The sequence below is a fragment of the Pseudomonas sp. IAC-BECa141 genome (assembly GCF_020544405.1).
Lineage (GTDB): Bacteria > Pseudomonadota > Gammaproteobacteria > Pseudomonadales > Pseudomonadaceae > Aquipseudomonas.
Window position 1 is genome coordinate 4,334,289 of record NZ_CP065410.1, and the last position, 15,042, is coordinate 4,349,330.

Sequence of the window (15,042 nt, forward strand, 5' to 3'; positions counted from 1 at the left end):
AAGGCGCTTCGGGAACTCAGGAGTCCGTGCATGATCGACTATGCTTGAGCAGCGAAGGGAAACGGAAGTGGTTCAACACCCCATGGATATCAAATTCACCCACCGGCTGTCGTACAAACAGGCCCGGCTTACCGTGCTGGTCGGGTTCATTCTGGGCACGCTGCTCAGCCTGCTGCAAATCGGCATCGATTATGCCAGTGAAGACGCGTCCATCAACCGTGAAATCCTGTCTTTGCTGGAAATCAGTCACAACCCGGCCTCGCGCATCGCCTACAACATCGATGCCGAACTGGCGCAGGAGCTGACCCTGGGACTGCTGCGCTCGCCGGCCATCATTTCCGCACGCCTGACCGACAACAACCAGACGGTGCTGGCCAACGTCAAACGCCCGGAGCTGCAAAGCGGCTACCGGATGATCAGCGACTTCCTGTTCGGCGCCAAACGCCAGTTCGAAGACCGCCTCTATCTCGATCACTTGCCCAACGAATCCCTCGGCACCCTCAGTCTGGAAGTCGACACCTACGCGTTCGGCAGCCGCTTCCTGCGCCGGGCCGAGGTCACGCTGATCAACGGTTTCGCCCGCAGCCTGATTCTCACCGGGATCCTGCTCGCGCTGTTCTACGTGATGCTGACCAAACCGCTGGTGCGGGTGATCCGCGAACTCAGCAGTCGCGACCCGCGCAGTGCCGAACCGACCACCCTTGAATGTCCAGGCGGACACGCCAATGACGAGATCGGCGTACTGGTCAAGGTGGCCAATCAGCAGTTCGAGAACATCGCCACGGAAATCCAGCAGCGGCGCAATGCGGAAAACCGGCTCACCGATTACCTCGCGCAACTCGAAGACATCGTGTCCGCGCGTACCGCCGAGCTCAAGGCGATCAACGCGCGCCTCAGCCAGTCCAACCGGGAACTGGAAGTGGCCCGCAGCACCGCACTGGACATGGCCGAGGCACGCTCGGCATTTCTCGCCAACATGAGCCACGAGATCCGCACCCCGCTCAACGGCCTGCTGGGGATGATCGCCCTTTCGCTCGACGGCCCGCTCAACCCCGAACAACAGCAACAACTGTCCATCGCTCACGACTCTGGCAAGGTATTGGTGGAGCTGCTCAACGATATTCTCGACCTGTCGAAATTCGATGCCGGGCAACTGGAGCTCGAGCATATTCCGTTCGATCTCGGTTCGCTGATCGAAGACACCGCCAACCTGCTGTCGCAGAACGCGGCGCCGAGTGTCGAGCTGACTTGCCTGATCGATCCGTACTTCCCGGCACTGGTGCTCGGCGATCCGACCCGGGTCAGGCAGATCGTCAGCAATCTGTTGTCCAATGCCCTGAAATTCACTCGCTTCGGCCGAGTCGACGTGCGCTTGTCTACCTGGAAGGACGGTGTCCGGATCGAAGTCTGCGACACCGGCATCGGCATCGCCCAGGAAGCGCAGGTGAAGATTTTCCAGCCGTTCACCCAGGCGGGGGCCGGCATCACCCGCCAGTACGGCGGCACCGGGCTCGGCCTGGCACTGACCCATAACCTGTGCGAAGCCATGCAGGGGCGCCTGACCATCAGTTCCGAAGTGGGTTTCGGCAGTCAGTTCTGCGCCGAACTGCCATTGCCCTGCCACACCCGCGCGGTGATTCCGCCACCGTTGCACGGCAAGGTGCTGGCAATCACCAGCGCGGTCAGCGGGCTGGCAGAGCTGCTGGAAAGTCTGCTGCCGGTCTGGGGGCTGACCTACGAGCAGCGAACCCTCGACGATCCACTGCTTGGCCTGTCCCCCGACGTCATCATCACCGACTGCCCCGAATGCCTGTTCGGCCTGCGCCCGGCGATGACGGCGCCGATTCTGCTGGTAACCGCTTACGGAAGTTTCATGCCGGGTGAGGAAGCCACGGCCCTCGCGCCGTTGCAGCAGCAGGCGCGACCACTGGCCCGCAACGCGCTGTATCAGAATCTGCGCCGGACGCTGTTGCCGGACCTCTCCACCATCGACCGCGCGCGCCTCGAAAGCGTGCCGTCGCAGCGACGCGGTCGGGTGCTGCTGGTGGAGGACAACCCGGTCAACCAGTTGGTGGCCAAGGGCATGCTGGGGAAACTCGGCTGCGAAGTGGTCGTCGCCGCCCATGGTGTGGAAGCGCTGGATCAGCTGGAGCACGACGATTTCGATCTGGTGCTGATGGACTGCAACATGCCTGTGATGGACGGCTACGAAGCCAGTCGCCAGATTCGCCAGAGCGGCCGCTGGCCGCATCTGCCGATTGTCGCCCTGACCGCCAACGCCATGTCCGAGGAACGCGAACGCTGCAGGGCGGCGGGCATGAGCGACTATCTGGCCAAACCGTTTCGCCGTGAAGAGCTGGCGGCGCTGCTGGACCAGTGGATTCCGACTACGACAGTGCCTTGATCTGCCCCAGCAAGTGATCGAGACCGTCACGCAAGACATTGAGCCGGTCCAGATCCACCCCGCTGTCGCACAGCAGCCGTGCTTTCAACGGCCCGACCTGTTCACGCAGCGCTTGCCCCTGAGGTGTGAGGCTCAGATGTACTTCACGCTCGTCCCGGGCCGAGCGCTGACGCTGGACCAGCTGCAGTTGCTCCAGACGCTTTAGCAGCGGCGTCAGCGTGCCGGAATCCAGTGCCAGACGCTCACCCAGCGCCTTGACCGTGGGTTGCTCCGGCATGGTTTGCTGCCATTCCCACAACACCAGCATCGCCAGGTATTGCGGATAGGTCAGACCGAGCTGTTCAAGCATCGGCTTGTAGGCACGAATCACCGCCCGCGAAGCGGCATACAACTTGAAACACAGCTGGCTGTCGAGCTTCAGCGAATCGGCGGACAAGCTGTTCATTTGAGCAGGGCTTCGATCTCGCGGCTCAGATCCTGCGGCTTGGTAGCCGGGGCGAAGCGCTTGACCAACTGGCCGTCCTTGCCGATCAGGAATTTGGTGAAGTTCCACTTGATGCCCTGGGAGCCCAGCACGCCTGGCGCGCGTTTCTTCAATTGCACGAACAGTGGGTGCGCGTCGGCACCGTTGACTTCGATCTTCTTGAACAGCGGGAAGCTGACCCCGTAATTCAGCTCGCAAAACTCGCTGATGGCGCCCTCGTTACCCGGCTCCTGCTTGCCGAACTGATTGCACGGAAAACCCAATACCACCAGGCCCTGATCCTTGTAGGTCTGCCACAGCTCCTCAAGGCCTTTGTACTGCGGGGTGAAACCGCATTTGCTGGCGGTATTGACCACCAGCACTGCCTTGCCGGCGAAGTCGGCGAGGGTCTTTTGCTCGCCTTTGATGGTGGTGCACGGAATGTTCAACAGGTTATCGCTCATGGTGCGCACTCTTGAAAATGGATAGGCGGCAAAATAGCGAGCAATTGAATTGTGTGCAATTTAATTATTCGAAAGGCGACCCGTGGATCGCCCATTTCGGTTACTCGCGCGGCACCAGGTCCAGGCACACCGAGTTGATGCAGTAACGCAGACCGGTCGGCGGCGGGCCGTCAGGGAACACATGGCCCAAGTGCGCATCGCACCTGGCGCATTTCACTTCGGTGCGGATCATGCCGTGGCTGGTGTCACGGATTTCGGTCATGGCGTTGTCGCCGATCGGCGCGTAGAAGCTTGGCCAGCCGCAGCCGGAGTCGAATTTGGTCCTGGAGTCGAACAACGGCTCGTTGCAGCAGATGCAGTGGTAGACGCCATCGGTCTTGGTGGCGTTGTACTTGCCGGAGAACGGCCGCTCGGTGGCGCTCAGGCGGCACACGTTGAACTGCTCGGGGTCGAGCATCGCCCGCCATTCTTCCAGGGTCTTTTCAATCTTTTCCATCATCACACCTCAGCGGCTGAAAAAGCCCGATCTGTACCTTTTCCACGGATCGGGCGGCACGTATGATTGCGCCTCGTCACACGCCAGTCTGGCAGCGGGTTCCTGCGCATTCAAACGGATTGTTGGAAACCGCCGCCCAAGACACCTGCCTGTGTGAAGACGCAGGATTCCCAGCACGGTTGTCCACCCGCCGCCTGGATCGTTCATTTTCGGGATCACATCGCCATGCAGTTCAGCAAATCGAACAAGCTCGCCAACGTCTGCTACGACATTCGCGGCCCGGTGCTCAAGCACGCCAAACGCCTGGAAGAGGAAGGCCATCGCATCCTCAAGCTGAACATCGGCAACCCGGCGCCCTTTGGTTTCGAAGCGCCGGACGAAATTCTCCAGGATGTGATCCGCAACCTGCCGACCGCCCAGGGCTACAGCGATTCCAAAGGCCTGTTCAGCGCGCGCAAGGCGGTGATGCAGTACTACCAGCAGAAACAGGTCGAAGGTGTCGGCATCGAAGATATCTACCTGGGCAACGGCGTGTCCGAGCTGATCGTGATGTCGCTGCAGGCGCTGCTCAACAACGGCGACGAAGTGCTGGTGCCGGCGCCGGACTACCCGCTGTGGACCGCAGCCGTGAGCCTGGCCGGCGGTAACGCGGTGCATTACCTGTGCGACGAAGGTGCCGACTGGTTCCCGGACCTGGCCGACATCAAGGCCAAGATCACCCCGAACACCAAGGCGATGGTGATCATCAACCCGAACAACCCGACCGGCGCGGTGTATTCGAAGGAAGTGCTGCTGGGCATGCTCGAACTGGCCCGCCAGCACAATCTGGTGGTGTTCTCCGACGAGATCTACGACAAGATCCTCTACGACGACGCCGTACACATTTGCACCGCCTCGCTGGCCCCGGACTTGCTGTGCCTGACCTTCAACGGTCTGTCCAAGTCGTATCGCGTGGCGGGTTTCCGTTCCGGCTGGATCGCCATTTCCGGGCCGAAACACAACGCCCACAGCTATATCGAAGGCATCGACATGCTGGCCAACATGCGCCTGTGCGCCAACGTGCCGAGTCAGCATGCGATCCAGACCGCTCTGGGCGGCTATCAGAGCATCAACGATCTGGTACTGCCGCAAGGCCGCCTGCTGGAACAGCGCAACCGGACTTGGGAATTGCTCAACGACATTCCCGGCGTAAGCTGTGTGAAGCCGATGGGCGCGCTGTACGCGTTCCCGAAGATCGACCCGAAAGTCTGCCCGATCCACAACGACGAGAAATTCGTGCTCGACCTGCTGCTCTCCGAGAAGCTGCTGGTGGTGCAAGGCACGGCGTTCAACTGGCCGTGGCCTGACCACTTCCGCGTGGTCACCCTGCCGCGGGTCGATGACCTGGACATGGCCATCGGTCGTATCGGCAACTTCCTCAAGTCCTACCGCCAGTAACCGGCGCTCAGTGCGCAACGGCCCGAACGTTGCGCACTGTCTGATTCAGCAACACTTCTGCTCCACCCCTCCTCCAGCACCTTCTACACTTGCAACTCATATGAATCATGCGTGCCTGAGGCAATGAGACCGGGTGCCGCGTGCCTGTCATCCATAACGGTTTCGGCAGTGGGAAATGTCCCACGCCCGGCGAATCCGGTGTAGGACACAGTTTGAAATAGTCACTCGGTTGAATCGCCAGGTGCCGCACCTTATATACCCCGCAGTACGCTACATCTTTAGCTTGAGGAGATTTCTACAACCATGATGCGCATCCTGCTGTTCTTGGCCACTAACCTGGCGGTCGTGCTGATAGCCAGCATCACCCTGAGCCTTTTCGGCTTCAACGGGTTCATGGCGGCCAACGGGGTTGACCTCAACCTCAATCAGCTGCTGGTTTTCTGTGCAGTCTTTGGTTTCGCCGGTTCCCTGTTCTCGCTGTTCATCTCCAAGTGGATGGCGAAGATGAGCACCAGCACCCAGGTCATCACCCAGCCACGCACTCGCCACGAACAATGGCTGCTGCAAACCGTCGAGCAACTGTCCCGGGAGGCCGGGATCAAGATGCCCGAAGTCGGGATTTTCCCGGCCTACGAAGCCAACGCCTTCGCCACCGGCTGGAACAAGAACGACGCTCTCGTCGCGGTCAGCCAGGGCTTGCTCGAGCGCTTCAAGGAAGACGAAGTGCGGGCCGTGCTGGCCCACGAGATCGGCCACGTGGCCAACGGCGACATGGTCACCCTGGCGCTGATCCAGGGCGTGGTGAACACGTTCGTGATGTTCTTCGCGCGGATCATCGGCAACTTCGTCGACAAGGTGATCTTCAAAAACGAAGAAGGCCAGGGCATGGCCTACTACATCGCGACCATCTTCGCCGAACTGGTACTGGGCATTCTGGCCAGCGCAATCGTGATGTGGTTCTCGCGCAAACGCGAGTTCCGTGCCGACGATGCCGGTGCACGTCTGGCCGGTACGGGCGCAATGATCAACGCCTTGCAACGTCTGCGCGCCGAACAGGGCCTGCCGGTGCACATGCCTGACACCCTGAACGCCTTCGGCATCAACGGTGGTATCAAACAAGGGTTCGCCCGCATGTTCATGAGCCACCCGCCGCTGGAAGAGCGTATCGACGCCCTGCGTCGTCGCGGTTGATCAAACCGGCGCAACCATGAGAAGGCCCGCAGTGATGCGGGCCTTTTTTTGCCTGTCGATTACTGCCCGGAAATCCGGTACACCCGCTCCTCCAGCCGAGTTACGCCGGCCTGCACGAACTTCCAGCTATCACCGAGTACGTCCTGTTCTTCCAGCATCTCGACGCGCCAGACACGGCCCAGCAAACGCTGCACTTCGGCATCGTCCACGGAAAATGGCGGCCCGGGCATCTGCGACTGGTCGTAATCCAGCGTCACCAGCAGCCCTCGGCAAGTCGGCAACAGGCCCTGCAAGTGCGCTGCATAACGTTCGCGCATCGACGGCGGCAAGGCAATCACCGCCGCCCGGTCGTACAAGGCGGTGCAACCGGCCACGTCAGCCGCCGTCAGCAAGAAGAAATCCCCGCACCACAACTCGATCGCGCCGGCGCGATAAATCTTGAAGTCGCCCTGCTCGCTGACCTGCGGCTGCAATTGCTGCTCAAGGAAAAAGTCTTCCACGGCCTTCTCCGACAGCTCGACGCCGAGCACCTGATAGCCACGGCCGGCGAGCCACAGCAGATCCAGGCTTTTCCCACACAACGGCACCAGCACACGTGCCTGCGCCGGGATGGCCAGATCGGGCCAGTGCCGCTGTAAATACGGGTTCACCTCAGGCTGGTGAAAGCCGATCTGGTTCGATTCCCACTTCTTGTGCCAAAACTCCGGCTGCATGCATCCTCCCAAGAATTCGATCAAAAGGCGTTAAAACTTATATTGGAATTAGATCAATGAACTGACTGAAGATGAGCCATCTTAACGCTCAGGAACCCTTCCATGTTTCCCAGCCTGTTTATCTCTCACGGCTCACCTATGCTGGCGCTGGAACCCGGCGCCAGCGGCCCGGCCCTGGCGCGACTGGCAGCCGAACTGCCACGTCCGAAAGCCATCGTCATCGTTTCCGCCCATTGGGAAAGTCATGAACTGCTGGTCAGCAGCCATGCGCAACCGGAAACCTGGCACGACTTCGGCGGTTTTCCCCGCGCGCTGTTTGAAGTGCAGTATCCGGCTCCGGGCAATCCGCAACTGGCCCGCGAGGTCGCCGACTTGCTGACCGCCAACAACCTGCCGGCGCGTCTCGATCCGCAACGACCGTTCGATCACGGCGTGTGGGTGCCACTGTCGCTGATGTATCCGCAGGCGGATATACCGGTGGTTCAGGTTTCCCTGCCCAGCCGAGGTGGCCCGGCGCTGCAGAACCGCGTCGGCCAAGCGCTGGCCAGCCTGCGCGATCAAGGCATTTTGTTGATCGGCTCCGGCAGCATTACCCACAACCTGCGGGAACTGGACTGGCACGCCGGCCCGGAAAGCGTCGAGCCGTGGGCCCGGGAATTTCGTGACTGGATTGTCGACAAGCTTGCGGCCAACGATGAAGCTGCCCTGCACGATTACCGCCAGCAGGCACCGAACGCCGTGCGCAGCCATCCAAGTGATGAACACCTGTTGCCGCTGTACTTCGCCCGAGGTGCCGGCGGTGATTTCAGCATTGCCCATCAAGGCTTCACCATGGGCGCGCTGGGCATGGACATCTACCGCTTCGGCTGATGCCCGAATTGCAGGCAAAAAAAAATCCCCGAACCAGTCGGGGATTTTTTATGTTCGATCAATCAGCCCAAGGGCGGATCAATCTTCGCGGTAGCGACGCAGCTTCAACTGCTTGCCGGCAACGCGAGTGTCCTTCAGCTTGGTCAGGAGTTTGTCCAGACCCTCTTCCGGCAGCTCGACGAGGCTGAAGCTGTCACGCACCTGGATGCGACCGATGGCTTCACGTGCCAGACCACCTTCGTTGAGGATGGCGCCCAGCAGGTTTTTCGCCGCGATACCGTCACGCGCGCCCAGCGCGGTACGGCAACGGGCACGGCCTTCGCCCAAAGGCATTGGCGCACGACGCTCACGATCACCACGGTCCGGACGATCACCGGAACGCTCAGGACGGTCGCCACGTGGCGCGCTGTTCGGCACCAGTGGACGTTCCTTCTCGATCGCTGCCAGGTTCAGCGCCTGACCATTGGTGGCCTTGCGCAGCAGAGCGGCAGCCAGGGCACGCGGGGTGCAACCGATGTCGGCGGTCAGGCGATCCAGCAGATCACCGTGAGTCGATTCGGCGTCAGCCACCAGCGGCGACAGGCTGTTGGTCAGTTTCTTGATGCGGGCATCGAGAACGGCCTGGGCGTCCGGCAGACGCACTTCGGCAACTTTCTGACCGGTTACACGCTCGATCACTTGCAGCATGCGGCGCTCACGTGGCGTCACCAGCAGCAGCGCGCGGCCTTCGCGACCGGCACGGCCGGTACGGCCGATACGGTGCACGTAGGATTCCGGATCGTACGGCATGTCCACGTTGAACACGTGGGTGATGCGCGGAACGTCCAGACCACGGGCGGCAACGTCGGTCGCCACAACGATGTCCAGACGGCCATCCTTCAGCGAGTCGATGACGCGCTCACGCTGGTTCTGGGCGATGTCGCCGTTCAACGCGGCGGCTTTGTAGCCTTTGGCGTCGAGGGCGCTGGCCAGATCCAGGGTCGCTTGCTTGGTGCGCACGAACATGATCAGAGCGTCGAAATCTTCCACTTCCAGCAAGCTGAGAACGGCAGAAGTCTTCTGGTCAGCGTGAACCAACAGGTGAGCCTGTTCGATCGCGGTAACGGTCTGGGTCTTGCTCTGGATCTTCACGTGCTTCGGATCGCGCAGGTGACGCTCGGCGATGGCACGGATCGATTGCGGCAGGGTCGCCGAGAACAATACGGTCTGACGGGTTTCCGGCATGGCCTTGAAGATGACTTCGAGGTCGTCCATGAAGCCCAGTTTGAGCATTTCGTCTGCTTCGTCGAGAACCAGGTGGTTCACGGTCTGCAGCACTTTTTCGTCGCGACGCAGGTGGTCGCACAGACGGCCCGGAGTGGCGACAACAATCTGTGCGCCATTACGGATTGCTTTCAATTGTGGGCCCATCGGCGCACCGCCGTAGACAGCCACAACAGTCACGCCCGGCATTTGCTTGGCGTAGGTTTCGAAAGCGGTTGCAACTTGCAGCGCCAACTCACGAGTTGGGGCCAGGATCAGAGCTTGCGGCTCGCGCTTGGACGGATCAATGCGGTGCAGGATAGGCAGGGCAAAGGCAGCGGTTTTACCGGTACCGGTTTGCGCCTGACCAATCATATCGTGACCGGCGAGGATGATCGGGATCGACTGCTGCTGAATGGCCGAAGGCTCTTCATAGCCGGTAGCGACTACTGCAGCGACAATATTGGGATGAAGTTCAAGAGCGGCGAAGCCGCCGATTTCCTGGGTCATGGGTCTGCCTCTAAGTGCATCCGCAAAGACCCATGCTCCAAAGCTGCACATGCCGTGTTGAGACTCAAGAGTCGCCCTGGCAGCTTTGTCGGCGGGGATTTGCGAAAACGAATGGATGGAAAAGAATCGTCAAGGAAGAGCCCGCAGTGCGGACGTGCAGCCGAAGCTGACTTCGGGGAATTGCGCTACCTAAACGCGGCCCGGTTAAAGGCCGGCGCGCACTATACCGGAATTTGCCCAAAAAGGGAGCTTTTTTTATCGGTGAAATACAGTTGTCACCGCTGTGTAACGGGGTTTTGCGGATAATCGGGCAAAGGTCTATTTTTCAAAGACCCCGGCCCTGCGGGCGATGGCGCTTAAACGATTCACCGACATGCGACATCCGGTCGCTGCACCCTTTCTTCCCCTGCGAGGAAACACCCATGAATCAGTCCTGCCCCGGCCGCGTGAGCCGTGCGCGTGACGGTCACGTGTACTTGATCGGCCTGGACCGCGCCGCCAAGCGCAATGCCTTCGACCTCGACCTGCTCAACGATCTGGCCCTGGCCTACGGTGAATTCGAGGCTGATAAAGAAGCGCGGGTGGCGGTGGTGTTCGGACACGGTGAGCATTTCACCGCCGGGCTCGATCTGGTCAACGCCAGTTCCACCCTCGCCCAGGGCTGGCAGGTACCGCCCGGTGGCTGCGATCCATGGGGCGTGTTCGTCGGCCCCCGGGTCAGCAAACCGGTGATTGTTGCGGCGCAGGGTTATTGCCTGACCATTGGCATCGAATTGATGCTCGCCGCCGACATCAACCTGTGTGCCAGCAACACCCGGTTTGCCCAAATGGAAGTGCAGCGCGGAATCTTCCCGTTCGGGGGTGCGACGCTGCGCTTTCATCAGATCGCCGGTTGGGGCAACGCGATGCGCTGGCTGCTGACCGGCGACGAGTTCGACGCTCATGAGGCCTTGCGCCTGGGGCTGGTGCAGGAAGTCATGGCCAGCGAGGATCTGCTGCCGCGCGCCATCGAACTGGCCGAACGGATTGCCCGGCAGGCGCCGCTTGGCGTACAGGCAACCCTGATGTCGGCGCGTCAGGCGCGCTACGAAGGCGAGACTGCGGCGGCAAAAAGCTTGCCGCCGCTGGTTAAAAAGTTGCTGGCCAGTGAAGACGCCAAGGAAGGTGTGCGCTCGCTGGTGGAGCGGCGACCCGGTGTCTTCAAAGGGATCTGAAATGGGTAGCGGTCATAGCGCCGCCTTCGCGGGCAAGCCCGCTCCGACAGTAACCGCGTCGTTCATAGATCTGTGTACGGCGCTAAAACTGTGGGAGCGGGCTGGGGCCGGGCGGCGATCCGACGAAGGGGCCATCACTGACAACTCAGGTCGCCGGGCGGATGCAATTGATCAACGACTGCAACGAGTATCCCAGCCTCGGCGCCAGCGCTTCAGCTCGCGCGGTAAGTGCCTGCATGTCCAGCACCTGATCGAGATCCGCCGGCACGATGAGAATCACGTTGCCCTCCTTCACCGGCAGTTCCCAGTAATGCCGGTGATAGAGCCCGCGCAGCAGCGCCGCGCCCAAGGGTTTGCCGTCATCGGTGGCCCATTGATTGATCACCAGCCAGCCACCGGGATTCAGACGTTTCTGACAGTCACCGAGGAAATTCCACGCAAGGTGCCCTGCGCCAGGGCCGACATCGGTGTACAGGTCGACGAAGATCAGATCTGCAGGTTCAGCGGTCGGCAGCAGCTCAAGGGCATCACCGACGCGGATGTACAGCCGTGGATCATCATCAAGGCCAAGGTATTCGATGGCCAGGCGCGGTACATCCGGACGCAATTCGATGGCTTCGACATCTTCCAGCGGCAGGAACTTGAGGCAGGCCTGGGTCAGCGTCCCCGCGCCCAAGCCGAGAAACAGCGCACTCTCCGGTTGTTCATGGCACAGCGCACCAATCAGCATCGCCCGGGTGTAGTCGTACTCCAGCCAGCTCGGGTCGGCGGTAAACACGCAGCTTTGCTCGATCGCATCGCCGAACTCCAGAAAGCGGTAGTCGGCCACTTCCAGCACGCGAATCACGCCGAACTCATCCTGTACCTCGGCGAGCAACAGCTCGACGCGCTCCTCAGTCATTTCGTCTCCTGGTGGTCACCGGGCGCGGTGACGCGATGGCACCGCTTTGGTGCCGTGGCAAAGCGGCGATTGTCGGCGAAGCGGCGGGAGCAGGTCACGCACTAATTGCTGCTAACATGGCCGTCCGTGCGTAGAACCTTAGAGACCGTGATGAGCCAACCCTGGAGCCCTGACAGCTGGCGCGCCCTGCCGATCCAGCAACAACCCCAATACCCCGACGCCGCGCATCTGCGCCAGGTCGAGCAGACGCTGGCCAGCTACCCGCCGCTGGTGTTTGCCGGCGAAGCGCGCGAGCTGCGTCGTCAGTTTGCTGAAGTCACCCAGGGCCGGGCGTTCCTGCTGCAGGGCGGCGACTGCGCGGAAAGCTTCGCCGAGTTTTCCGCCGCGAAGATCCGCGACACCTTTAAAGTGTTGCTGCAAATGGCGATCGTCATGACCTTCGCCGCCGGCTGCCCTGTGGTGAAAGTCGGGCGCATGGCCGGTCAGTTCGCCAAGCCGCGCTCGGCCAACGACGAGACCATCGACGGCGTGACTCTGCCGGCCTACCGGGGCGACATCGTCAACGGCATCGGTTTCGACTCCGCCAGCCGCGTACCGGATCCGGAGCGTCTGCTGCAGTCGTATCACCAGTCCACCGCCACTCTCAACCTGCTGCGCGCCTTCGCCCAGGGCGGTTTTGCCGACCTGCATCAGGTGCACAAGTGGAATCTGGACTTCATCGCCAACTCGGCGCTGGCCGAAAAGTACAGCCATCTGGCCGACCGCATCGATGAAACCCTGGCGTTCATGCGCGCCTGCGGCATGGACAGCTCGCCGCAACTGCGCGAAACCAGTTTCTTCACCGCCCACGAAGCCCTGCTGCTGAACTACGAAGAAGCCTTCGTGCGCCGCGACAGCCTGACCAACGATTACTACGATTGCTCGGCGCATATGCTGTGGATCGGCGACCGCACCCGTCAGCTCGACGGTGCCCACGTCGAATTCCTGCGCGGGGTGAACAACCCGATCGGTGTCAAAGTCGGCCCGAGCATGAACCCTGACGATCTGATCCGCCTGATCGACGTGCTCAACCCGGACAACGATCCGGGTCGCCTCAATCTGATCGCGCGGATGGGCGCGAACAAGGTCGGCGATCACCTGCCGGCGCTGATTCGCGCGGTACAGCGTGAAGGCAAGCAGGTGCTGTGGAGCTCCGACCCGATGCACGGCAACACCATCAAGGCCAGCAGCGGCTACAAGACCCGCGACTTCGCGCAGATTCTTGGTGAGGTGAAACAGTTCTTCCAGGTTCACGAAGCGGAGGGCAGCTACGCCGGCGGTATCCACATCGAGATGACCGGGCAAAACGTCACCGAATGCATCGGTGGCGCGCGGCCGATCACTGAAGATGGCTTGTCGGATCGCTATCACACCCATTGCGACCCGCGAATGAATGCCGACCAGTCGCTGGAGCTGGCGTTTCTGATTGCCGAGACGCTGAAACAGGTCCGTCGCTGAGTTCGGAAACCTTCATTGTTTGATCGGGCCTCATCGCGGGCAAGCACGGCTCCCACAGGATCGAATTCGTACATTCAGTTTTTGAACGACTCGGTCACTGTGGGAGCTGGCTTGCCAGCGATGAGGCCGGTTCAGTCGCAGCCGATGTGGACCATAGCCAGCCGAAGCCGCCCCGCACTTTCCCGCTGGCAATTGAGCTGCACCTGCTCAAGCCCCAACCAGTCCGCCATGCGCCGCAAGTTCAGCGCCAGTGCCAGCATCCCTGCATCATCCAGCCCCGTTTCTTCCTCGTGCACCGCATGCACTGCAAGGCGCCCCGCCGCCCGTTCGGCGCGCAGGTCAACCCGCGCCGCAATCCGTTCGTTGTGCAGGAACGGCAGCACGTAATAGCCGTAGACCCGCTTGTCCTGCGGGGTGTAAATCTCCAGCCGATAGCGAAAATCGAACAGTCGCTCGGTCCGGCTGCGTTCCCAGATCAGTGAGTCAAACGGCGACAGCAATGCACTGGCCTCAACCTTGCGCGGAATTTTCGGCTCGGGCAGGCAATAGGCGATTTGCCGCCACCCGGCGACTTCGCAGGTCAGCAATTGCCCGTCCTCGACCAGTTCGGCCAGACGCGGGCGGGCATCAGAGGGATTCAGTCTGAAGTAATCACGCAGGTCTTTTTCCGTGCCGACACCCAGCGCCTGCGCCGCATGCAACAGCAAACCGCGCTGCGCCTCGGCCTCATCGGGCAATGGCTGTTGCAGCACGGAGGCCGGAATCACTCGTTCCGGCAAGTCATACAATCGCTCGAAGCCACGGCGTCCGGCCACGGTGACTTCGCCAGCGGCAAACAGCCATTCCAGCGCATGTTTTTCCGCACTCCAGTCCCACCATGGCCCGGCCTTTTCCTTGCGGGTCGACAGGCTGCCGGCGCCCAGTGCGCCCTGCTCCCGGACCGACGCCAGCACCCGGCGGATGGTGTCCTGTTGCTCACGGCCGAATCGCGCCAGTTGCTGATAAATGTCCTCACCGCGCCTGGCCCGCTGCATGCGCCAGCCCATCAACGGATACATCGACAGCGGCAGCAACGAGGCTTCATGGCCCCAGTATTCAAACAGCGAACGACGCCGCCCCGAACTCCAGGCAGCCTGGTCGAGCAAATCAGCAGAATAGGAACCGAGACGGGAGAACAGCGGAAGGTAGTGCGAGCGCACCACGGCGTTGACGGAGTCGATCTGCAACAGGCCGAGGCGTTCGATCAGCCGGTTGAGGTGCATGGCCTTGACAGCCGGCGGCTGGCGCCCGTGAAACCCTTGGGCAGCCAGCGCCAGACGTCGAGCCTGTTTAAGGGAAAAGGACAATGTCGCGGGCATGTGTACCTCCATGTCTGCTCGCAACCTACCTCACTGCAAAGGGGTTTGTGTAGCAATGGCCTCATCATTTATGCATCGGATCGTCCCAGAACGGCCTTACCGACTCATGTTCGACATCGGCTCGACTGACCCCGATGTCCTTCAGCGCTTCGTCGCTCAGACTGGCAAGCAACTCTCGTTCGCGGTGAAGTTCGTACCAGCGGCTAAACTTGTGCAGCAGATCGGAAATCAGATGGACCGGCACTCTGTCATCGCTCACATACACTTTTTGACCTTTCATCG

The 15,042-nt window shown here is 61.2% G+C and carries 14 protein-coding genes; 6 read left to right on the top strand and 8 right to left on the bottom strand.

Features of this window, described 5'->3' with window-relative positions; genetic code table 11:
- Nucleotides 1-40 precede the first annotated feature (40 nt).
- Nucleotides 41-2,404 carry a response regulator gene (locus I5961_RS19740; protein ID WP_371917935.1) on the top strand — a complete coding sequence of 788 codons (2,364 nt, stop codon included), beginning with the start codon at nt 41-43 and terminating at the stop codon, nt 2,402-2,404.
- Here I5961_RS19740 and I5961_RS19745 read toward each other — a convergent pair.
- The 3 genes from I5961_RS19745 to msrB form a co-directional block, all read right to left on the bottom strand.
- Nucleotides 2,388-2,849: a MarR family winged helix-turn-helix transcriptional regulator gene (locus tag I5961_RS19745; RefSeq protein WP_227233141.1), complete on the bottom strand. Its 462-nt coding sequence runs from the start codon at nt 2,847-2,849 to the stop codon at nt 2,388-2,390. The genes I5961_RS19740 and I5961_RS19745 overlap by 17 nt on opposite strands.
- Nucleotides 2,846-3,331, bottom strand: a complete 486-nt coding sequence (locus tag I5961_RS19750) for a glutathione peroxidase (RefSeq protein WP_085700054.1) — start codon at nt 3,329-3,331, stop codon at nt 2,846-2,848. Before I5961_RS19750 ends, I5961_RS19745 begins: the two co-directional genes overlap by 4 nt.
- Nucleotides 3,332-3,431: 100 nt before the next feature.
- The gene (gene msrB, locus I5961_RS19755; protein WP_085700159.1) at nt 3,432-3,827 is read right to left on the bottom strand and encodes a peptide-methionine (R)-S-oxide reductase MsrB; all 396 of its coding nucleotides are present in this window, start codon (nt 3,825-3,827) and stop codon (nt 3,432-3,434) included.
- Nucleotides 3,828-4,052: 225 nt separating this feature from the next.
- Between msrB and I5961_RS19760 the strand changes: the two genes are divergently transcribed.
- Together I5961_RS19760 and htpX are read left to right on the top strand one after the other, a co-directional pair.
- Entirely contained in the window at nt 4,053-5,264 is a 1,212-nt protein-coding gene (locus tag I5961_RS19760) for a pyridoxal phosphate-dependent aminotransferase (RefSeq protein ID WP_007955711.1), read from the top strand.
- Between the two features lie 303 nt (nt 5,265-5,567).
- Complete coding sequence (gene htpX / locus I5961_RS19765; protein ID WP_085700052.1) at nt 5,568-6,455, top strand: protease HtpX; 888 nt, start codon at nt 5,568-5,570, stop codon at nt 6,453-6,455.
- Between the two features lie 59 nt (nt 6,456-6,514).
- On the opposite strand, the gene I5961_RS19770 is transcribed toward htpX, so the two are convergent.
- Nucleotides 6,515-7,168, bottom strand: coding sequence for a thiopurine S-methyltransferase (locus I5961_RS19770; RefSeq protein ID WP_227233143.1), 654 nt, complete (start codon nt 7,166-7,168; stop codon nt 6,515-6,517).
- Between the two features lie 102 nt (nt 7,169-7,270).
- Here I5961_RS19770 and I5961_RS19775 point away from each other — a divergent pair, with 102 nt between their 5' ends.
- Nucleotides 7,271-8,038 carry a DODA-type extradiol aromatic ring-opening family dioxygenase gene (locus I5961_RS19775; protein WP_227233144.1) on the top strand — a complete coding sequence of 256 codons (768 nt, stop codon included), beginning with the start codon at nt 7,271-7,273 and terminating at the stop codon, nt 8,036-8,038.
- A gap of 78 nt (nt 8,039-8,116) precedes the next feature.
- Here I5961_RS19775 and I5961_RS19780 read toward each other — a convergent pair whose 3' ends face one another.
- Nucleotides 8,117-9,790 (bottom strand): DEAD/DEAH box helicase, encoded by a 1,674-nt coding sequence (locus I5961_RS19780; RefSeq protein WP_085700046.1) that lies wholly within the window; start codon nt 9,788-9,790, stop codon nt 8,117-8,119.
- A gap of 422 nt (nt 9,791-10,212) precedes the next feature.
- On the opposite strand from I5961_RS19780, the gene I5961_RS19785 reads away from it, so the two are divergent.
- Nucleotides 10,213-11,004: a crotonase/enoyl-CoA hydratase family protein gene (locus I5961_RS19785; protein ID WP_085700045.1), complete on the top strand. Its 792-nt coding sequence runs from the start codon at nt 10,213-10,215 to the stop codon at nt 11,002-11,004.
- 145 nt (nt 11,005-11,149) lie between these two features.
- Here the strand turns inward: I5961_RS19785 and I5961_RS19790 are convergent, their stop codons facing one another.
- Nucleotides 11,150-11,905 carry a spermidine synthase gene (locus tag I5961_RS19790; RefSeq protein ID WP_227233145.1) on the bottom strand — a complete coding sequence of 252 codons (756 nt, stop codon included), beginning with the start codon at nt 11,903-11,905 and terminating at the stop codon, nt 11,150-11,152.
- 150 nt (nt 11,906-12,055) lie between these two features.
- On the opposite strand from I5961_RS19790, the gene I5961_RS19795 reads away from it, so the two are divergent.
- On the top strand, nt 12,056-13,402 hold the full coding sequence (locus I5961_RS19795) for a class II 3-deoxy-7-phosphoheptulonate synthase (protein ID WP_064383296.1): 1,347 nt from the start codon (nt 12,056-12,058) through the stop codon (nt 13,400-13,402).
- A 131-nt stretch (nt 13,403-13,533) separates the two neighbouring features.
- Here the strand turns inward: I5961_RS19795 and I5961_RS19800 are convergent, their stop codons facing one another.
- The gene (locus tag I5961_RS19800; protein ID WP_085700041.1) at nt 13,534-14,760 is read right to left on the bottom strand and encodes a winged helix-turn-helix domain-containing protein; all 1,227 of its coding nucleotides are present in this window, start codon (nt 14,758-14,760) and stop codon (nt 13,534-13,536) included.
- Nucleotides 14,761-14,824: 64 nt separating this feature from the next.
- Nucleotides 14,825-15,040 (bottom strand): DUF1127 domain-containing protein, encoded by a 216-nt coding sequence (locus I5961_RS19805; RefSeq protein WP_085700039.1) that lies wholly within the window; start codon nt 15,038-15,040, stop codon nt 14,825-14,827.
- Nucleotides 15,041-15,042 lie beyond the last annotated feature (2 nt).